The sequence below is a fragment of the uncultured Cardiobacterium sp. genome (assembly GCF_938028825.1).
GTDB lineage: Bacteria > Pseudomonadota > Gammaproteobacteria > Cardiobacteriales > Cardiobacteriaceae > Cardiobacterium.
The window spans coordinates 1-20,398 of sequence record NZ_CALIZP010000071.1 but is presented as its reverse complement, the minus strand read 5'-3'; the positions used below and the strand labels follow the sequence as shown (position 1 = coordinate 20,398).

General features: G+C 60.6%; 15 protein-coding genes. 4 read left to right on the top strand and 11 right to left on the bottom strand.

Going from position 1 to position 20,398, the window contains the following annotated elements:
• Positions 1–15 precede the first annotated feature (15 nt).
• The 10 genes from Q0562_RS10530 to dapB all read right to left on the bottom strand — a co-directional run bounded on the left by Q0562_RS10530 (position 16) and on the right by dapB (position 8,983).
• Positions 16–945, bottom strand: coding sequence for a hypothetical protein (locus Q0562_RS10530; protein ID WP_298644189.1), 930 nt, complete (start codon positions 943–945; stop codon positions 16–18).
• 179 nt (positions 946–1,124) lie between these two features.
• On the bottom strand, positions 1,125–2,147 hold the full coding sequence (locus Q0562_RS10525) for an SPFH domain-containing protein (protein WP_298644186.1): 1,023 nt from the start codon (positions 2,145–2,147) through the stop codon (positions 1,125–1,127).
• Positions 2,148–2,854: 707 nt separating this feature from the next.
• Positions 2,855–3,934, bottom strand: a complete 1,080-nt coding sequence (gene fbaA / locus Q0562_RS10520; RefSeq protein WP_298644184.1) for a class II fructose-bisphosphate aldolase — start codon at positions 3,932–3,934, stop codon at positions 2,855–2,857.
• 26 nt (positions 3,935–3,960) lie between these two features.
• A complete protein-coding gene (locus Q0562_RS10515) occupies positions 3,961–4,626 on the bottom strand; it encodes a TIGR04211 family SH3 domain-containing protein (RefSeq protein ID WP_298644182.1) in 666 nt (221 codons plus the stop codon).
• The gene (locus Q0562_RS10510) at positions 4,623–5,270 is read right to left on the bottom strand and encodes a hypothetical protein (protein ID WP_298644179.1); all 648 of its coding nucleotides are present in this window, start codon (positions 5,268–5,270) and stop codon (positions 4,623–4,625) included. The genes Q0562_RS10515 and Q0562_RS10510 overlap by 4 nt, the downstream gene beginning before the upstream one ends.
• Positions 5,270–6,013, bottom strand: a complete 744-nt coding sequence (pssA, locus tag Q0562_RS10505; RefSeq protein ID WP_298644177.1) for a CDP-diacylglycerol--serine O-phosphatidyltransferase — start codon at positions 6,011–6,013, stop codon at positions 5,270–5,272. Before pssA ends, Q0562_RS10510 begins: the two co-directional genes overlap by 1 nt.
• Positions 6,014–6,028: 15 nt before the next feature.
• Complete coding sequence (pyrF, locus tag Q0562_RS10500) at positions 6,029–6,727, bottom strand: orotidine-5'-phosphate decarboxylase (RefSeq protein ID WP_298644175.1); 699 nt, start codon at positions 6,725–6,727, stop codon at positions 6,029–6,031.
• Positions 6,724–7,863 (bottom strand): tetratricopeptide repeat protein, encoded by a 1,140-nt coding sequence (locus Q0562_RS10495; RefSeq protein WP_298644174.1) that lies wholly within the window; start codon positions 7,861–7,863, stop codon positions 6,724–6,726. Before Q0562_RS10495 ends, pyrF begins: the two co-directional genes overlap by 4 nt.
• Positions 7,863–8,165 carry a LapA family protein gene (locus Q0562_RS10490; protein WP_298644172.1) on the bottom strand — a complete coding sequence of 101 codons (303 nt, stop codon included), beginning with the start codon at positions 8,163–8,165 and terminating at the stop codon, positions 7,863–7,865. The genes Q0562_RS10495 and Q0562_RS10490 overlap by 1 nt, the downstream gene beginning before the upstream one ends.
• 17 nt (positions 8,166–8,182) lie before the next feature.
• Positions 8,183–8,983, bottom strand: a complete 801-nt coding sequence (dapB, locus tag Q0562_RS10485) for a 4-hydroxy-tetrahydrodipicolinate reductase (protein ID WP_298644171.1) — start codon at positions 8,981–8,983, stop codon at positions 8,183–8,185.
• 124 nt (positions 8,984–9,107) lie between these two features.
• On the opposite strand from dapB, the gene Q0562_RS10480 reads away from it, so the two are divergent.
• Positions 9,108–9,620 carry a Smr/MutS family protein gene (locus Q0562_RS10480; RefSeq protein ID WP_298644169.1) on the top strand — a complete coding sequence of 171 codons (513 nt, stop codon included), beginning with the start codon at positions 9,108–9,110 and terminating at the stop codon, positions 9,618–9,620.
• Positions 9,621–9,670: 50 nt separating this feature from the next.
• Here the strand turns inward: Q0562_RS10480 and Q0562_RS10475 are convergent, their stop codons facing one another.
• A complete protein-coding gene (locus tag Q0562_RS10475) occupies positions 9,671–10,681 on the bottom strand; it encodes a lipoate--protein ligase (protein ID WP_298644167.1) in 1,011 nt (336 codons plus the stop codon).
• A 143-nt stretch (positions 10,682–10,824) separates the two neighbouring features.
• Between Q0562_RS10475 and Q0562_RS10470 the strand changes: the two genes are divergently transcribed.
• From Q0562_RS10470 to Q0562_RS10460, 3 genes are all read left to right on the top strand, one after another.
• Complete coding sequence (locus Q0562_RS10470) at positions 10,825–11,157, top strand: carboxymuconolactone decarboxylase family protein (RefSeq protein ID WP_298644165.1); 333 nt, start codon at positions 10,825–10,827, stop codon at positions 11,155–11,157.
• Positions 11,158–11,267: 110 nt separating this feature from the next.
• Positions 11,268–11,960, top strand: a complete 693-nt coding sequence (locus Q0562_RS10465; RefSeq protein ID WP_298644163.1) for a gamma-glutamyl-gamma-aminobutyrate hydrolase family protein — start codon at positions 11,268–11,270, stop codon at positions 11,958–11,960.
• A 195-nt stretch (positions 11,961–12,155) separates the two neighbouring features.
• Positions 12,156–20,051 (top strand): immunoglobulin-like domain-containing protein, encoded by a 7,896-nt coding sequence (locus tag Q0562_RS10460; protein ID WP_298644161.1) that lies wholly within the window; start codon positions 12,156–12,158, stop codon positions 20,049–20,051.
• The last annotated feature ends 347 nt before the right edge of the window (positions 20,052–20,398 follow it).

The window sequence follows — 20,398 nt, the reverse complement described above, 5'->3', positions numbered from 1 at the left end:
GACGGGCGGCAGTCTTCACTGCACCAGCACGCCATGCGTGGCGGCGAGGGTGATGCCGGCTTCGATGCCGGCGTCGAAGCGCAGGTAGTCACTTTCGATGCCGTCCGAGAAGATGACGCCGTCTTCCGCCATCAGCGAGCGCAGGCGCAGCGGGCGGTCGCGCCGGATGTGGCCATAAACGATATTGGCGCTGCTGTGGCGGCTGGGGAAGGGTTCGCGTACAGCAAAGCGCAGTTCCTTGCTGTCCCAGGGGAGCGGCCGGTAGGCGGCGGCCGGTGCGCCGCCGTTTGCCGCCGCCAGCGCTTGCGCGCCGGTGATGATGCTTTTCAGCCAGGCGGTCGAGCCGAGGCCGGTGCTGATGATGAGGCCGGATGAGCTTTGTTGTTCGTGCTGTCCGCCGTAGTGGATTTCGTAGCGCGCCGAGGTATGGCTGCGCACGCCGATGTAGAGATCGTTCACCGCGCGCAGGGTTTGCCCGTCGCTCAAGCGGGCTTCGGCGAGCGTGATGTTTTTGTGCGGGCGTTTGTCCCGGGCGGTCTGCGTGAGGACCTCCGGCAGCGCGGCGGCTGCAAAGGGCAGCAGGAGGCCGTCGTAGCGGGACGGTTCGGGGTTGATGCCGATAAGCGGCTGGCCGCTGAGGTATTTGAGGGTGTTGGCGACGAGGCCGTCCTGACCGAGGGCGATGACGATGTCGTCGGCGGCGAAGACGTAGTTCGGCAGCAGATTGCGGTCGATGTGCCGGTAGCGCCCCCACTGTTGCAGGGTGGCGGTCACGCTGTGCAACGCGGCGGTGTAGGCGCGGTCTTCGCGCAGATAGTCAGCGAAGTCGGCACCGAGGTGTTCGAGGTAGAACTGCGCCTGGGCGTAGGTGTTGTGGCGGATGATGAGTTCGGCAAGACGGGTGCGGCGGGTGATGAGGACGACGCGGCGGGGCTGGCTGTTCATGGCGGTTCGGGGTAGTGGTGGGATAAATGCCGGGATTGATGCCAATCCCGGGAAATACAGCAGAGTCCGCAGGGCGGGCACAGACCGGGCTCAGCCCGCCATCCGCGTGGCTTCGGCGGGCTGCAGCCCACACTGCGGCAGATGATTTTCCGGTTTGGGTATAAATCGCCGCCCGGCGGTCAGCTTCGCGCTTTTGCCGGTTGCAGCAGCCCTTGCAGCAGCTCCGGGCTGATGTTGAGCTGGCCGATTTTTTCGGCGCGCGCGGCGAGGCTGCCAAAGGCCTGGGCGATGAGCTGGTCGGGCTTCATGCCGCTTTCGGTGAGCAGCTGGATGGTCTTCGGCTCGGCCTTGTCCAGCGCCTGCATGAGTGCGTGCAGGCGGTAGGCATCGGCGTCGGTACGGACGCGGCTGTTTTCTGCACGGATGGCAATAAGCGTGCGCCGCTCCTCTTCGAGGGCGATTTCCGCCGCCATCTGCGCCTGCGCCAGTTCGTGCTGACGGTGGGCGAGCGCCGCCTGCGCGTCGAGTTTGGTCTCCTCAATCCGGCGGCGTTTCTCTTCGACGGCGACTTCGGTGTCAAGCTCGTTTTGCCGGATGGCGCGTTCGTTCTGCACGGATGCCATGCGGCGCTGATAGACGGCATCATCCGCCGCTTGCAGGTTGGCTTCGCGCGCTTCGGCTTCCAGCGCGCGGGCGATGTCTTTGGTCGGATGGATGGCGACGATGGAGACGCCGAGAATGGCAAGGCCGAGCGCCTGGATTTCCGCCTGTTCGCCCAGACCGGTGTGCACGGTGCGGGCGATGTCGGATGGTGCGCGCAGGGCATCACGCAGATTGAGGCGCTGGATGGCCTGCTGGATGATGACCTTGGCCTGCACGACGACGCGTTCCGGCAGGCGGCGCGGATCCTGGCTGCTGTAAGCGCCGCGCGCATTCAGCGAGTAATCGAGCAGGGCTGCGGCCTGTTGTGGCGAAGCGATGCGGAAAGAAATCTCGCCCTGCACGCTGACGGTCTGGAAATCGGCGGTAACGAGTTCGAGCACGAAGCCCGCGTCCTGACTGGCAATCGGCACGGCGGCGAGGGTGGAAAGCGGCGCGTAGTAATAAAACGCCAGTCCGGCACCCTGGCGCACGAGTTTGCCGCGACGGTATTGCAACAGATAGGTGGTCGGCTGGACTTTGATATAGCGGAAACCAAGCATGGGATGTTCCTTTTGCAGACGTGATGATGTTGACCCGAAGGTGTCTGATAGTTGCGGTGTGCTGTACAACTATTTGGGTTGCATCATACAGCTTTAATGGACGCCGTCAAGCAGCCCATTGCCAATTACCCAAAAATGCTCATGACAAGAAGGGCGGGGCGGGATTGAGCCTGCCAAGCGGGATACAGCCAATACCAAAACCCGAAAATAAGCTGCCGTAGGGCGGAGCTGCAGCCCATCATTAATATCGTTTCGGCGGGCGGAAGCCCGCCTGCGGAGACTATGTTGTTCCTTGGGATTTGTCTTCATACACGACAAAAAATGGCCGCCCGCCGCAATAGCAGGGGCAATGCTTAGCCAGGCAGCGTAGTTACCGGATTTTGACGCTGCCGCTTCACGAAGTTTTTCTGCCCTCTCCCCAACCCCTTCCTTCATGGAGATAGGTATCTACCCATCGCGTGGCAAGGAAAAATTCATTAAAAAACAAGTGACAATCTGTCCCCGCTTGCGGGAGGACGGGATATCCACGAAAAAATACCCGCATTTTTTCGTGGGTGCCCGGGAGGTATAGTGAAGCGACGGGGGGAAGGCTTGTTACGCTGATGCGCAGACCCGACTGCCGCTTGGCACAATTTTGTCGTGCACAAAGGAAACGACTATAAAAAATGCAGCCCGCAGGCTGCATTTTGGTTGGGCGGCATCCTTTTTTAAAGGACGTCGCGGCAGTTGAGGTCGTCGAAGGCCTGTTCGAGGCGGGCGGACATGCTTTCTTCCATTTTCCGCAGCCAGACGCGCGGGTCGTAGTATTTTTTGTTTGGCGCGTCCGGGCCTTCCGGGTTGCCGAGCTGGCCTTGCAGGTAGGCTTCGTTCTTTTTGTAGAAGTTGAGGATGCCTGCCCAGGAGGCCCATTGGGTGTCGGTGTCGATGTTCATTTTGATCGCGCCGTAGCCGATGGCTTCGCGGATTTCCGCTTGTGAGGAGCCGGAGCCGCCGTGGAAGACGAAGTTGATGGGTTTGGCAGCAAGCCCGCGTTCTTTGGCGACGTATTCTTGCGAGGCACCGAGGATGCTCGGTTTGAGTTTGACGTTGCCGGGTTTGTACACGCCGTGCACGTTGCCGAAGGCGGCGGCGACGGTGAAGCGCGGGCTGACCGGGTTCAGCTGGTCATAGACATAGAGGACGTCTTGCGGCTGGGTGTAAAGGCGGCTTTCGTCCACGCCGCTGTTGTCCACGCCGTCTTCTTCGCCGCCGGTGATGCCGATCTCGATTTCCAAGGTCATGCCGATTTTGTTCATGCGTTCGAGGTATTTGCGGCAGGTTGCCATGTTTTCGGCGATGGGCTCTTCGGAGAGGTCGAGCATGTGCGAGGAGAAGAGGGGTTTGCCGGTCTCTTTGTAGTGCTTTTCGCCGGCTTCAAGTAGGCCGTCTATCCACGGCAGCAGTTTTTTCGCGCAGTGGTCGGTGTGCAGGATGACGGGGATGCCGTATTCGGCGGCGAGGGTGTGGACGTGTCTGGCACCGGCGATGGCGCCGAGTACGTCGGGGCGGGCACCGCTGGCGGGTTTGATGCCTTTGCCGGCGTAGAAGGCAGCGCCGCCGTTGGAGAACTGGATGATGATGGGCGCGCGGACGCGGGCGGCGGTTTCAAGGGCGGCGTTGACAGAGTCGCTGCCGACGCAGTTGACGGCAGGGATGGCGAATTGTTTTTCTTTGGCGATGGCAAAGATTTTCTGGACGTCATTGCCGGTTACAACGCCCGGTTTTACGATGTCGAGGATTTTCGTCATGGTGTTTTCCTTGGGTTGTTGGGAAATCAGAGGTCGTCGTAGCTGCTGCGGCGGCCTGTGCCGAGGCGGAACAGGCCGGAGAGCCAGTGCAGGACGAAGCCCGCGAAGACGAGGAAGCCGCCGGTGTAGAGTTGTTTCTGGTTGAGGCTTTCTTCGAGGCGGGTGTTTTTGTGTTTGAGGCCGAGGTTTTCTTGTTCGAGGGTGACGACGGCGGCTTGCAGTTCGCGGTTGCGCTGGTCGATGGCGATGGCGTTGCCGGAGGCACGTTGCAGGGCGACGAGTTCGTCGCGCGCCTGCTGTTCGGCGTTTTGCAGTTCTTCGACGCGTTTTTTCAGGGTGTCGAGGGTTTGGGTCTGGCCGTCACTGGTGCTTTGCAGGGTTTGCGCGCGGTTTTGCAGTTGTTCGAGTTGTTGCTGGGCGTCGGCGTAGCGGCTTTGTACGCTGGGGGTGTCCATGATGCTGCGCGCGGAGACCCAGCCGCTGACGGCGTCGGTTTTGACGCGGGCGTAGTCGCCGCTTTTGTCGAGGATTTGTATGGGCTCGCCGGAGCGCAGGGTACCGAGGAATTTGGCATCGCTGCCGGGTTTGTCGTACACGGCGGTACGCAGTTCGTCGCTGATCCAGGCGTTTTGCGGCGCGGCTGTGGCAGCAGTGGTGCAGATGAGGGCAAGCAGGCTGATGGTTTTTTTCAAAAGAGGTTCCTCTTGATGTCTGTCCATTGTCGCCACCAGGTTTCTTTGCGGGACGCTTCGGTGAGGACGGTGTACGGATGCAGGAAATTATAGGCTTTTGCCGGTAGGCTGCCAAATGCGGCGGGGTCGGCACGCCATTGTGCGTAGAGGGTGTCGCCGCAGATGAGCAGCGGCTTTTCCGCGAGGTCGGCGGGTGATGTGGCGGTGGTTTGCGGCAGGGGCAGGGGCTGGCTGCGGGTGAGGGTGAAGAGGGCGGTGAAGGTGTGGTGTGCTTCGCAGCAGTCTATGGCGGTGAAGAGGGCGAGCAGCAGGCGGCGTTCGTCTTCGGTCGCGAAGATGACGGGGCGTCCCACTTCCGCCCACGGCGGCGGCAGCAGCCAGTTGCTACTGAGGTCGTCGCCGGAAAGCCAGAGGCAGTCGCGCCCCCAGTGCAGTCGGGCGGCGAGGCCGGGCAGCGGCAGGATGAGCGGGGCGGCGGCAGGGGGCGGCGCGATTGCAACAGGGGCGGCGGCGGGCGGCGCGGCAATGGGCGTGGCGGGGGCGGCGGGGTGGGCGCGCAGGGCGGCCAGCTCGGCGCGCGGCAGCCACAGTTTGTAGCCGAGCAGGGTCAGCGCGGTGCGTTGTTGCGGGCGCAGAGCGAGCATCAGCGGCTCTGGTTGTGGCGGCGTTTGTGCATGCGCCACAGGGTCCAGACGGAGCCGTGCAGGCCGTAGATGAGGAAGAGTGTGAAGAGGACGGGGGCGGGTTTGAGGAAGATGATGCCGATGGCGCAGGCGAGGGCGGTAACTTTGCCCATTGACAGTTTGCTTTGCGGCTTGAAGGTTTTGAAGCTGTAATAGGGAATGTTGCTGACCATCATCAGGGCGGCGAACCAGGTGAGGAGGGTGGAGGGCATGAGGAGACTGCTGCCGTCCCAATGGTATTTGCTGCCGACCCAGACGAAGCCGGCGACGATGGCAGCGGCGGACGGGCTGGGCAGGCCGATGAAGACGGCTTTGTCGGTGCTGCCGGCCTGAACGTTGAAGCGGGCGAGGCGCAGGGCGGTGCAGGTGGTATAGACGAAGGCGGTGAGCCAGCCGAGCTTGTCGGGGTAGAGGGGGGCACCGGCGGCGTAGTGCAGCGACCAGCGGTAGATGAGCAGGGCGGGGGCGGCGCCGAAGGAGATGAGGTCGGCAAGCGAGTCGTACTGGACGCCGAAGGCGGATTCGGTGTGGGTGAGGCGGGCAACGCGGCCGTCGCAGCCGTCAAAGAGCATGGCGACGAAGATGGCGAGGGCGGCGTCGGTGTAGTTGCCGTCGATGGCGGCAAGGATGGCATAGAAGCCACAGAAGAGGGATGCTGTGGTGAAGAGGTTGGGCAGGATGTAGATGGTTTTTGAGCCTCGCATGGCGGTTTCCTTGGGTTATTCGGGGGTGATGCTGCGCCTGATGGCCGCAAGTGCCGCCGCCGGGTCTGTCGCGCGGGTGATGGGGCGGCCGATGACGAGGTAGTCGCTGCCGCCCGCGATGGCGGCTTCCGGGGTCATGATGCGGCTTTGGTCGTCGGCTGCCACCCAGGCGGGGCGGATGCCGGGGGTGACGGTGAGGAAGGCGCTGCCGTGTGCCGCTTTGACGGCAGCAGCTTCCTGGGCGGAGCAGACGACGCCGTCAAGGCCGCTGTCAGCAGCAAGGGCGGTCAAGCGGGCGACGTGCGCCGCCAGCGGTTCGTCAATGCCGGTTTCGCGCAGGTCGGCGTCGTTCATGCTGGTGAGGACGGTCACGGCGATGAGCAATGGCGGTGTGCGGTAATGCGTCAGGGCATTAGCGGCGGCTTCCAGCATTTTGCGCCCGCCGCCGGCGTGGACGTTGGCCATCCACACGCCCATGTCGGCGGCGACGCGGACGGCTGCGGCGACAGTATGCGGGATGTCGTGGAATTTGAGGTCGAGGAAGATGTCGTGTCCCTGTTGTTGCAGGGTTTCGACCAGCACCCGCCCTTCGCGGGTGTAGAGTTCTTTGCCGATTTTCAGGCGGCAGCAGGCGGGGTCAAGCCGGGCGGCGAGGTGCAGGGCATCCTCGCGGCGGTTGGTGTCAAGGGCGACGAGGATGGCGCGGCGGGTCATCGGTTTTCTACTTTGAGTTCAAGCAGCGGGCGGAAGCTGCTCCAGGCGAAGCAGGCGGGGCAGTGCCAGATGAGGTTTTGCTGGCGGAAGCCGCATTCGTTGCATTGGTACACGGTGCGCGGGCGCACGAGTTTGCCCGCTGTTTGTGCCAGCGGCGCGTAGTCTTCGCAGTAATCGAGGTAGGCGGCAAGTAGCAGCGGCGTCTGTTTTTCAGCTATGCGCTGTTGCAGCAGAGCGGCGGCGGCTTCGCGCGAGCCGGCGGCGGTGAGTGCGGCGAGCGCCAGGGTCAGGCGCGGGTTCTGGCTGCGCGCTTCGGCGGTTTCCAGCCAGTTGCGGTATTCGTCGTCACGGTCAAGGGCGTGATAGGCGGCGGCGATGTCAGGCAGGACATCCGGCAGCAGTTCCGCTGATTGTTCGCCGATGGTTTGCAGGGCGTGGATGGCGTTGACGTATTCGCCGTGGCGCAGGAAGAGCTGCCCGCGCATCCGGTTGGCGCGGACGCAGTCGCGGTCGGCGGCAAGTGCCTGGGTGAGCCGGGCGGCGGCTTCGTCATCGTCGTTACGCGCCAGCGCCTGTTCCGCCAGTTCGCAATGGTAGTGGGACAGCGCCCGGCGGCGAGCGGCGTCGTCCGCTGCCGGCCATTGGCTGGCAAAGGCGATGGCCTGCGGCCACTGTTTGGTACGTTCGTAGATGTGCGCCAGGGCGGGCAGGATGTCGGCGCTGCGGTACTGCGCTTGCAGCAGGGTTTCAAAGAGTGCCTGCGCCTGGCTGTACATGCCGGCGGCGGCGTAGTCTTCGGCGAGTTCGTAGTCGATGGCGAGACGCTGCGCTTCGCTGAGTTGTTCGTGGCCGCGCAGTTGGCGGTGCAGGTGCAGGGCGCGGTCCAGTTCGCCGCGTTTGCGGAAGAGGCTGCCGAGGGTGAGCTGGTTTTCCAGCATTTGCTGGTCAAGGTCGGCCATGTGGATGAAAACATCCACGGCGCGGTCGGTCTGGTCGTTCAGCAGAAAACCCACGCCTTCGAAGTAGGCGGCGTGGGTTTTGTTGGCACGCCATTCGCGCGCTTCTTTGCGCATCGCCAGCCACCAGCCGGACCAAGCCGTCAGCGGCAGCAGCAGGATGATGAGCCAGTCGGCCATCAGGCGGCGTTCTGGTCGGCGTGGAATTGAGCCTTGATGGCGGCTTTTTCAGCCGCTGCATGGTCTTCTGCGAGACGGCGTTGCAGGGATTTGGCGTGCAGTTTCCAGTAGAGGGCCTGGAAACCGAAGAGGAAGAGGATCATCAGCGCCCCGAAGAGGAAGGACAGCAGCATGACGGCAACCAGCGGCAGAGGGGCGCTGCCGAGGATGTAATTGACGGTGACGCTGCCGCTATTGAGCAGGCCGATGGCGGCAAAGGCGGCACACAGGATGACGGTAATCAGATAGCCCAACCATTTCATGGGTATTTCCTCGTTGTTTATGAAGTGAAACCGAGCACATCCGCCATGCTGTACAGCCCCGCCGGACGTTTGTCCAGCCAGATGGCCGCCGTCAGGGCGCCACGTGCGAAGATACGGCGGTTGTTCGCGCGGTGGGTGAATTCCAGCCGCTCGTCTGCCGTCGTGAAGTACACCGTATGCTCGCCGATGATGTCGCCGGCGCGCAGTACGGAGAATCCGATGTCGCCGTTCTTGCGGCGGTTGGTGTAGGGGTAGCGTTTGCGCGCTTCAAAATCGCTGTTTTGCGCCTGGGCGATCATTTCGCCGATACGCAGCGCGGTGCCGGACGGGGCATCCACCTTGTTGCGGTGGTGTGCTTCGGCGATGTCGATGTCCCAATGCTGGTAGTCCAGCACTTCGGCGACGCGGCGACTGACTTCAAACAGGATGTTGACGCCGAGGCTGGTGTTGGCGGCGAGCACGACCGGGATAACCTGCGCGGCGCGGTGAATCCAGGCGGTGGTATCATTGTTGAAGCCGGTGGTGCCGATCATCAGCGGCCGTTTCAGCTTCTGGCAGACCGGCAGGATGGCAAGCGTCGCATCGGGGCGGGTGAAATCCACCACCACATCGACGGCGGCGCAGAACTGGTCAAGATTGCTGGTCACGCGGACGGTACAGTCATGCGGCAGGCCGGCGACATCGCAAAGGCGCTTGCCCGCCCAGTCATGACCGTTACGCACCGACGCGGCGGCGAGTTCCAGACCGGGATGGGTGATGATTTCATGGGCGATAGCCAGCCCCATTTTGCCGTTGATGCCGTGAATGCCGATTTTCATGATTCGTCCTTCGCTGGGATTGCCACAGTGTATGATGTTTTTTAATGCTTGGGGCGCACCATAAAATGCCGCGCCCCTGATATATGGATAACCCTTTGCCTGCCACCGACTCTATTAAAGATACATGACGGAAAAAGAACGCTTTGCCGACCTGATCGGTACGGTTACGCCCCTGAAAACGCCGCTGTTGGCAGAAGGCTTTGGCAGACAGGCGAAAATTTTACAGCGCCGCCGCATCGAAGCGCAACGTATCCGGCAGGCGGCGGACATCCGCGAGACATTTGCCGTTAATCTGGCGCACATTCCGGAAGGACGCTTCCGCGCGCTTGCCGCCGGGCGCCTGCCGCTTGCGCGCGAGATTGATCTGCATGGCTTTTTTGTCGATGAAGCGCTGCGTTATCTCGGCGATATGCTGGGCGAGCGGAAAAACCGCCGCGAAGAATGCTGGCTGGTGGTACACGGCAAGGGGCGCAACAGCCCGCACTATGATCGCGCCCCGCTGAAACAGGCGGTGCTGGATATGCTCTTGCGCCATCCGGCGGTGAACGCGCTGGTCAGCGTGCATGACAAGGACGGCCTCAGCGGGGCGGCGTGGATTGAGGTTGGGGCAGAAAAAACGGGTAGAAACACGCGATAAAGGATTGTGCCGCCGGGTTTCCCGTCTGCGTGGCCGTACCCATCGCGCCGTCAGCCGACCAGTTGGTCAACGAGGTCTTCTGCCGCAATGCCGCCGAAGTAGCGGGCGGTGTCGATGTGGGTGAAGGCGAGGGTAACGGCTTCGCGGCGGTAGGGGATGCCGGTCAGCAATTTTTCCACGTCGGCGATGTCGCCCGTGCCGAAGAAATCGCCGTAGATTTTGATGTCCTTGATGTTGCCGCCCTGTTCGACGTTGAAGCGGAAATCCACCGCGCCCTGCGGGTATTTGTGGTAGCGCTCGCTGGTAAAGGCGGGCGAGCGGCCATAGTTCCAGTCCCAGTTGGCAAAGCGTTCGGCGCGGATGGCGGCGACTTGCGCCCAGTCGTGTTCGTCCAGGCGGTATTCCGGCACTTCGGCGCGGCTCCCCACGCCGAAGATGTGCAGCAGCAGGTGGTCGCGGAATGCGCGCGTGTCCAGGTGCCGGTAGTTGTCGGCGACGTAGGGGCGGATGTTGGTCACGCGGCTGCGCACGGATTTGATGCCTTTGGATTCGATTTTGTCGGCGCGCGGTTTGAGGGCGGCGGTCACGGCGTCGAGGTTGGCGTCGTAGAGGATGGTGCCGTGCGCGGTCATGCGGCCGTTTTTGATGTACATGGCGTTGCCGGAGAATTTTTTGCCGTCGATGAGGAGATCGTTCCGGCCTTCGAGTTTGGCGCCGCTGACGCCCATCCGGTGCAGGGCGTCAATCACGGGGCGGGTGAAGACGCTGAAATCGCGCGCCGGGCCGTGTTCGTCCTGAATGAAGCAGAAGGAGAAGTTGCCGAGGTCGTGATAGACCGCACCGCCGCCGGACATGCGGCGCACGACATGGATGCCGTGTTCTTCGACGTAGCGCTGGTTCACCTCTTCCACGGTGTTCTGGTTGCGCCCGATGATGATGGAGGGCTCGTTGATGTAGAAGAGCAGGAGCGGCTGGTCGGTAAGGCGGTTTTCGACGAGGTAGGTTTCGAGGGCAATGTTGGTGCGCGGGTCGGTGTTTTCCCGGTTATCGACAAAGAGCATGGCGGGGATCCTTGTGTTGTGATGAGAAGGCTCATGATGCGGTGTTGAGACGCCGGGGCGTTTTTTTGCGTGTTTTCCGGCTTATCAGCTTAACACGCCGTCCCTACAATACGCGGCCTTCACTAATGTATGAGGTTTTTATCATGTTGAACTGGAAGGAATATCGTACCTGGCTGATGGCAAAACTGGGCGGTTTCAGCAAACTGAGCCCGGACACGATGAAGGGTTATCAGACGCTCGCCAGAGCCAACGGCGAGAATGGCGTGCTGGACGCGAAGACGCGCGAATTGATTGCGATGGCTGTCGCTGTTACCACCCGCTGCGACGGCTGTATCACGGTGCATGCCGATGCGGCGCGCAAGGCCGGCGCGACGGAACAGGAGCTCGCGGAGGCGCTCGGCGTGGCGGTGGCCATGAATGCCGGCGCGGCAATGGTGTATTCGGCGCGCGCGCTGGATGCGTTCAACCAGCAGTAGATTTTCCTGTGTGGACGGGCGCAGCGCTTCTGGCGTTGCGCCCTTTCTGTTATGTGGTGATTACGCTACATTACGCCGCTTCCGTCATCATATAAAAGGCAATCCCGACCATGCAGCGCATCGTGGCCATTCTGCACAATCCCGCCGGCTCGACCGGCCACATCGGCAACCTGATTCAGGCGCAACAGCACGATTTCCGCGTCATCTGCCCGCTTGCGGGCGATGCCCTGCCGGACGCGGACAGTTTCGACGCGGCGATCGTCTTCGGCGGCAAAATGAGCGCCAACGACTGCAACACCCTGCCCGCGCTGCTCGCCGAATTACTGTGGATTCGCAGCGTGGTCGAAAGCGGCAAACCCTTCCTCGGCATCTGCCTCGGTGCGCAACTGCTGGCGATGGCCTACGGCGGCAAGATTACCCGCCACGCCGAACACGTCGTGGAAATCGGCTATTACCATCTCTATCCGACCGTGGAAGGCTTTGGCAGCATCTTTGCCGAAATGCCGGAACGCTTCTTCCAGTGGCACAACGAAGGCTTCACCCTGCCGGAAGGGGCGGTCAAACTGGCGGCGAGTGATGCCTTCCCCAACCAGGCCTTCCGCCTCGGCGAGCGTGCCTACGGCTTTCAGTTTCACCCCGAAGCGACGCCGGAACAAATCCGCTACTGGCACACCCGCGACAGCGAAGAATTGTCAAATCCCGGCGCACAGACCGCCGCCTCGCAGTGGACGTTCCAGGAACGGCACAACGACGACATTCGCCGCTGGCTGAGCGGGTTTTTGCATGACTGGCTGCGTATCTGACTGATTCTCCCGAAAAAACCGTCCTGCGAGGACGGTTTTTTTCGCTGCCAAACCGTGCGGTTGCGCCGCTTGCAGGCTTGGCACGAAGATTGCTTCATAAAGTGGTAATTAAACATTAACCTTTGTATAATGTGAATAAACATTCATGCAACTGCGTGAAAATCCCTTAACCCACTACCTTAAAAGGAATTAGTCATGGCAAAGCAAATCACCCTGGCTCTGAAAGACAACGCCGGTAACGTCGTTGGGCAATACAACATCAACACCGCTGCCGATGCCCAGCACATTCAGGCAGTGGATGGTGTGTACTACCAGTTCACCGAACAGGCCACCGGCATCGGCCCGGAAAGCATCATCACCGATCGTGAAGGCGACAACCTGCTGGTTTCCTTCGATGACGGCACCGGCCTCGTTATCGAAAACTACTTCACCCAGGGACAGGGCGCACTGGTTGGCACGCAGATGGACGGCGGCCTCTTCAACTACCCTGTTGCCACCATGCCGGAACACGTCCTTGCTTCCGAAGTCGTTGCCGAGCAGGCCTTTGCCGCAGATCTGGGGCAACCGACACTCGCCCCGCTGGGCGTTGCGGGTGCCATCGGGTTGGTAGCCGCAGCAATCGGTCTTGCAAAAAGCGGCCATGATGATGACGACGACGGCGATAACCACGCCACCCCCAATCCCGTACCGCCAAACATAGAACCGCAGCCGCAACCCAATCCGAATCCGCAGCCACCGTCACCGACGCCGAATGCCAACCAGCCGGGCCAAGTCATCATCAGCGGTGAGGCGCAAGTGGGCAAAACCCTGACGGCGACCGTCTCTGACGCCGACGGCGTCCCGGACAGCGGCATCACCTACCGCTGGCTGGCCGGCGGCCAAGAAATCGGCACGGGCAAAACCTACACCGTGACAGCGGCTGACAAAGGCAAAACCATCACCGTCGAAGCACACTACACCGACAAAGCGGGCCACCGTGAAGACGTGACCAGTACCCCGACCGATGCGGTTACCGAACAGCCGGTGATCCCGGGCAACCATGCGCCGACCGGGGAAGTGAACATCAGCGGGGAAGCCAAAGTGGGCGCGACCCTGACGGCGACCAACACCCTGGCCGACGAAGACGGCATGGGAACGGTGACCTACCGCTGGTACGCGAACGGACAAGAAATCGGCACGGGGGCGAACTACACCCTGACGGCGGCCGACAAAGGCAAAGTCATCACCGTCAAAGCCGAATACACCGACGGCAAAGGCACGGCAGAAAGCGTGGAAAGCCGCCCGACCAACGCGGTTGAAGACACGACCCAGCCGCAACCGCAGCCGGGCAACCAGCCGGGCCAAGTCATCATCAGCGGTGAGGCGCAAGTGGGCAAAACCCTGACGGCGACCGTCTCTGACGCCGACGGCGTCCCGGACAGCGGCATCACCTACCGCTGGCTGGCCGGCGGCCAAGAAATCGGCACGGGCAAAACCTACACCGTGACAGCGGCTGACAAAGGCAAAACCATCACCGTCGAAGCACACTACACCGACAAAGCGGGCCACCGTGAAGACGTGACCAGTACCCCGACCGATGCGGTGAGCGATATACCGAGCCCGTTAGAACCACCGACTTTCCAAACGGGAATCGGTGAATATGGCGATGCCTTTGCTGTCACTCCGGCAGCGGGGGCAACCAAACTGGTGGTCGAATATCAGGATGAGGGTACTCCGCCGGTCACGCATACGGTTACGGTGAGCAAAGATGCCGCGACAGGCAAATGGAGCGCCGATGACGGCAGTTATGTGGATGCCGACAGCGGGCGGATTCGTTTCGAGCCGGATCAGGTGCTGGATGAAAGCAGAGTTATCGCCGTCAACAGCAATGCGACACAAACCAGTACGGTTGCCGAGATTATGACGGGTATCGATAAAAACGAGCCCAGGCCCGAACCGCCGGAGGTTAGTGAGGGCGAGGAACAGGGTAGTGTCGTCATCATCCCGAAAGAGCGCACTGACAAACTGGATGTTTCATATACGGATGAGGCCACTGGTGCCAGGAAAAACATCTCGGTCAGCAAGGTTAATGGTAGTTGGAAACTGGATGGTGACCCAATCGAAGGTATCACGGTAGATGCTGAAAGTGGCAAGACTACGCTGGCGGCGAAAGTCGTGCAGGACGGCAGCACCGTATCAATCTCGGCCACCAGTATTCACTCGGTCTATGCCAGAGATATGGATTTCATCGCTGGCAATAATCCGCCACCGGTGCTTGCCGATCCGGAACAACCGCTTTTGGAGAAAGGGACGGATGCCGAGAAAGGTGCCGTTACCATCAAACCGCAGGGTAATACCGACAAGGTCGTGATTACCTTTAAGGATGAAGAAGGCGCCGAGCACACCATCACCGTCAGCAAGGACGGCGAAGGCAAGTGGACGGCGGCGGGCGTGCCGGACAACCAGGACATCAGCGTGGATGAAACCAGCGGTGCGGTCAAACTGCCGCCGGATGCGGTGGGAGATGAAACGGAAGTCAGGGCAACCGCGTCCAACGGCAGTAATCCGAATACGGCGAGTAACCAGATCATCAGCGATGTGGACGCTGCGGCGGCAAATCATGCGCCGACGGTGGAAGTGACGGTGACCCTGCATCCGCAGCAAGGTCAAGCGACTGAAGGGCAGCAAGTAGCCACCAGCAAGGGGGCGGATGCCGATAATGATCCGCTAATCTACAGCCTGACGCCGGGCAGCGATCCGGCCGGCTACTACACGATTGACCCGCAGACGGGCACGGTGAGCCTGAGCAAGGCCGGGGCGGATCATGTCAATGCAGGCAACGATCTGCCCGAGGTATCCGTGACCGTGAGCGACGGCAAAGACAGCACAAGCGCAAGCGGTGCAGTTGACAAGACGATTGATACCCCGAACAACGAGGGTGTGGTTAGCATCACGGGCGAAGGCAAGGTAGGCAGCGAACTGACTGCTACCGTGACCGATGGCGACAATTTTGAGGAAGCCAACGTGCAGTACCAGTGGCTGCGTGACGGTCAGCCGATTGCCCAGGCCAATGGCAAGACCTATACCCTCACCAATGATGACGCCGGGCACAAAATCACCGTGCGGGCGACGTATAAGGACAACGCCGGACACGATGAAACCCCGCTCAGTGCGGCTCTGGATGTCGCCAGCGACACGCCGACCCCGCCGCAGCCTTCGTTCACGCAACCGACCCTGACCAAGGGCGAAGGTGCCGAACAGGGTGGGGTAACCATCACCCCGCCGGATGAAGCGACTTATCTGCGCGTGGATTACGAGGGTAACGGACAAACGAGAAGCCTGGTTCTCACCCGTGCCGACGCGTCCGGCCAGTGGCAGGTGCAGGACGGCACGCAAAAACCGGGCGGCGTCGAGTTCGATGCCGCCAGCGGCATCATTAAAGTTGCCCCAGCAGCGGTGGATGACAACACCACCCTGAGTGCCATTGCCGGTAAAGGCACCGCGTACAGTCCCCGTGTATCCATCACGACCGACCCCGACAGCGGCACACCGCAGCCGGTTGAAGCCGAGCTGACGCTTTCCGGCGACGGTAACGTGGTCGAAGGTGAAAGCGCCGCTTACACCCTGACGCTCAACAAGGCGGCAGACAGCGACGTGACCGTGACCGTGACCATCAAGCATGGCACGACGGATGATGGCAACGTCAAGGCGGAAACCCGCACCATCACCATCCCGAAAGGAGAAACCAGCCACAACTTTGAGGTGGCGGCGCTTGACAACGACAGCTATCAGCCGAGCCGTACGTTCAGTGTCAGCGTGGACAGCGTAAGCGGTGCCGCCAACAAGGCGGATACCGTAGAAACGACCATCGCCGATAATGATCCGCCGCCCGCGCCGACCCTGGCCGCAGGCAGCGAGAACGGCAGTGTGGTAGTCACCCCGCAGGCGGACAGCGGCATCAAGAAGCTGGTTGTTACTTACCGCGATAGCAATGATGCCGAGCAGACCCTGACAGTGACCCGCGACGACAGCGGCAAATGGGCGAGTGCCGACCTGCCGCGCGACAACATTAGCCTGGATGAAAACAGCGGTGTTGTTACCCTCGGCGGTGCGGCGCTGAAAGACGGCAGCCCCGTCAACGCGCACAACGATTCCGAATACGCTGAAGGTACGGGTGCCACGCTCAATGCAGGCTATGACAACGGTCAGACGCCGGTGAACCAGCCGGGCAGCGTTGCCATCAGTGGCGAGGCGAAAGTCGGCAGCGAGCTGACGGCAACCGTGACCGATGGCGACAACTACGACGAAGCAGGTGTGCGGTATCAATGGCTGCGCGACGGGCAACCGATCGACAAGGCGACGGGCAAGACCTACACGCTCACCAACGATGACGCCGGGCACAAGATCAGCGTCCACGTCGAATACACCGACAATATAGGTACTGCGGAAAAACCGACCAGCGATGGGCAGGATGTTCCCGTTCCGGCAAGTGAAAACCATGCGCCGAGCGATATTACGCTGGATACGGTCCGCGTCAGCGAAGGCAAGGGTGGGGAGGCAGTCGGCAAGCTGACCACGACTGATCAGGATACGGCAGATACGCATACCTACACGGTAAGCGACAGCCGCTTCGAGGTAACAGCCGACGGTACCTTGAAACTGAAAGCCGGTGAGTATCTCAACCATGCCAACGAGCAGACCGTCACGCTGCAAGTGACGACGACCGACAATCATGGAGCCGCGTTTACCAAAGACATTACCCTGGAAGTGGTGGATGATCCGAACTTCCCGGCGACTTCGGCGAATAAAGCGGGAAATGTGTACATCAATACCCAATCGGGCTTTCCGGCAGTGGGGGAAAGCATCCTGGCTGTCATTGGTGATGGCGACGGTGTCCGGGCAAACACAGCCAGATTCACCTGGTATATAGCCGGGAAAGAAGTCGGTCAGGGCGAAAGATATACGGTTAAACCCGAAGACAACGGCAAACGCATTACGGTACAGGCGGACTATATTGATGAAGTCGGTCATATCGAACATGCGGAAAGCCGCTCGACAGCGCTGGTAGGCGGTAAGGAAATTCCTCAGCCAAATCATGCGCCGACCGATATTGCCCTGGATGTCACCCAGATTATCGAAGGCAAAGACGGCGTGGCAGTCGGCAAACTGACCACGACCGATGAAGACAAGGGCGATACACATACCTACACGGTAAGCGACAATCGCTTTGAAGTTGTTGACGGTACGTTGAAGCTGAAAGCCGGTGAGAAACTCGACTTTGCCCAAGAGCCGACGGTCAAACTGACGGTGACGACCGACGACGGTCACGGCGGTACGTTCAGCAAGGAATTCACCCTGCAAGTGCAGGATGATCCGGACTATCCGGCACCGCAACCGCCGCAAAACCATGCCCCGACAGACATCAGTCTGGATGCTGCCCAAGTAATGGAAGGCAAAGACGGCGTGGCAGTCGGCAAACTGGCCACGACCGATGAAGACAAGGGCGATACACATACCTACACGGTAAGCGACAGCCGCTTCGAGGTCGTTGACGGTACGCTGAAACTGAAAACCGGTGAGAAACTCGACTTTGCCCAAGAGCCGACAGTCAAACTGACGGTGACGACCGACGACGGTCACGGCGGTACGTTCAGCAAGGAATTCACCCTGCAAGTGCAGGATGATCCAAATTATCCGGCAGTGGTGGATAACGGCAGTGTCACCATCAGCGGTACGGCAAAAGTCGGTGAGACGCTGACGGCTACTGTGGTTGATCCTGACGGTGTTGCCGAAGATGCCATCCGCTATCAGTGGCTGGCAAATGGTCAGCCGATCACCGGAGCAACCGGCAAAACCTACACCCTGCGTCCTGGCGATGTGGGCAAGAGTATTACCGTCAAGGCGGAATATGATGACAATATCCAACATCATGAAAATCCGGGCAGCGAAGCCACAGGCAAGGTTCAGGGGGATGGCGTTGACCCCACGGTCGGCTTGGTAGGGCCGAGCGAAGTTCCGGAAGGCGGACGGGCCACCTTTACGGCGGTGCTGGATAAGGCGACAGATCATGATGTGACGGTTTCCCTTGGGTTGCACCATTACATGAATGGTGCCGAGCAGGGAACCATTCGCCTGAATGATAAACAGGTCACTATTCCTGCCGGAGATACCCGGGCAACCTTCACTGCATTCGTCAATGATAACAACGAAGTCAACGACAGACCGGGGCACCCTTCTACCGGGCGCTTCAGCATTGAAATGACCGGCGCATCCGGAGCAACGATTAACGATGCTGCCAAACTGGTCAAGGCGCAAGTCATTGATGATGAGCCTGCATTGCCAAGTCTTACCCTCAGTACCGACCAGCCATCTTTGAAAGAAGGCGACACCGCAACCTATACGGTTACCCTGAGCAAGGCGACTGATCATCCGGTCAGTGTTGATATTGATTTTGTTCCTTCCGCCTTGGGTATAGAAGTGAAAAACGCCGCCGAGGATGACGTGACGCTGAGCACAAAACGCGTCACCATCCCGGCGGGAGAAACCCGGGCCACCTTTACGGTTACCGCCAATGCCGACAGTGCAGCGGAAGGCGTGGAAGGCTTCTCCATCACACTGAAAAATCCGGAAGGTGCCACGCTTGAGTATGCCCCAAGAGATTCCGCAGCCCAGAACGACACGGTGTACAGCACCATTGCCGATAGTGACGGTGAAGCGGTTGTTTCCCTGGTCGGCAGAGATGCCGTCGTACGCGAAGGCGAGGGTATCAGCTACAAGCTGCAGATGAACAAGGCGGTAGATCACGATGTCAGCGTGACCGTTGAGTTTGCCGGAAGTGAGTATGCGGCCTTTAATGAAGGCAACCAGCAGACGTACGTTATTCGCAAAGGAGAAACCAGCGTTGATTTTACGCTGACGACTCGCGATGACAATGTGGTGCAGAGCTATCACGCCGGACCACAAGTTGCCATCAAAAGCGCCGAAGGCGCAAGGCCGATTACTGATGTGCGCTACAACGTGGGCATCCTCGACAACGACCCGCCGGCAGCACCGACGATGGTGCGGAATGAAAAAACGGGCGATGTCAGCATTACCTCCGGCATGGATCTGAGCAATCCGGCGAACAAATACACCATGAACGAGCTAACCTTCATGGAAGTCCGCTTCACTGATCCGTCAGGCCAGGCATACAAACTGATTGCACAGAAGAGTATCCATGCCGCAGGAACGGAATGGGCCTTTGCCGACAGCCATCAAGTATCGTCGGCAAGCGGCATTACCCTGGATGCGCAAACCGGCACTGTGACCATCCCGGCGCATATGCTGCAAACAGGCAGCGAGGTTACCGCGCAGAACTTCAACGATGCCTACGGCAGCGCCAGCAGTAAAGCGGTCACCGTGAAAGCCGGTGAAGTGCCGCAGGCACCGCATCTCGCGCCGGAACAGCCGGCCGTCGAGTACAGCCCTCTCGCCGATGAGGCGCAGGACGCCAGCCACGACGGGCAGCATGATGCGGATAGCAGCGACACACACGAGCACGCCATGCATACCGTTCAGGAGACGGTGCACCTCGATCCGGGTATCAACGAAGCGGATTACAGCCAGCTGGTCAATATGGAAGGCGAGGCCGTCCTCAACTACCTCGGTCAGCACAGCGCGGAAATCCTCGCCGGGGCAACCGATAGCGGCAGCCCGCAAATCTCGCACGGCGGAGATGGCGATGATGTCTTTGTTGCCGCCCATGGTTCGCACCAGTTCAGCGGTGGCAAAGGCGCGGATACCTTCGCCTTCCTCTTTGACGGCAACGACGGACAGGGAGACAAAATCCTTGACTTCAATCCGGCGGAAGGGGACCGCATCGTCTTTGCAGGCGAACACCTCAGTGGCGCCAAACTGACGCTGGAAGACCACGGTGACAGCCAGCGCCTGAGCATCAGCGACAGCGAAGGCCACACCCAGACGGTGGATATCGTCGGCGCCAACGGCAAACTGAGCGAAAAAGACATCCTCACGCATGTCAAAGTCATGACGCCGCAGGGTTACGATGAACCTGCTTACAGCAGCAATTACAACCCGCATCTGGACGATGACCATAGTCACAACAACTTCTGACCACCAACCACAGCCGCCCGCTTGCGGGCGGCTTCAACTGCGCGCTTGCCATGGGAAAACCGTGGCAAGCGCTTTTTGATACCAATCAGGTCATAATAGCGGGACGATGCAATACCAATCCCGGGAAATCATCTGAGCGCGTTTCGGCGCGCCACCTTCCCGGCTTACAACCGGGATTGGTAAAGCCTTCCCACCAACACACAAGGAACACAACATGGCACAACAAGTCAACCTCACCATCAAGGACACCGGCGGCCGCGTTATCGGCGCATACACCATCAATGGCGGCGGTGCGCCGCTGCAAATCGACGCGGTAAACAACGTTTACTACGAATTTGCCGAAGCGG